1 protein-coding gene is annotated in these 246 nt (G+C 70.7%); it reads left to right on the top strand.

The window, feature by feature from the left end; translation table 11 throughout:
• Positions 1 to 169 precede the first annotated feature (169 nt).
• On the top strand, positions 170 to 246 hold a 77-nt coding region (locus tag C3481_RS17000), incomplete at its 3' end, for a DUF5324 family protein (protein ID WP_181021969.1).

Consider the following 246-nt stretch of genomic DNA (forward strand, 5'->3'; position numbering starts at 1 on the left):
GTGGCATTGTCATCCCAAGGCGCCCAAGTCCGCATTGACCCGGATGCCCGCCAGCGCATGCCGTACGTCCGCTGCGCAGGCATGATCTGCAAGCGGGCGGAGAGGCGACAGACAGCAGACGTGGGCAAGCGCCCCCGAGCCCGGACACGCCACCGAGGAGGAGGAACCCGTGACCCGCAACGACAGCGTGCGCGCCGCGACCGGCACGGCCAAGGACAGCGTGCGGCACGCCGCGGAAGTGGTGGC

Source organism: Microbacterium sp. Ru50 (assembly GCF_002920555.1).
In the GTDB taxonomy this organism is placed as follows: domain Bacteria; phylum Actinomycetota; class Actinomycetes; order Actinomycetales; family Microbacteriaceae; genus Microbacterium; species Microbacterium arborescens.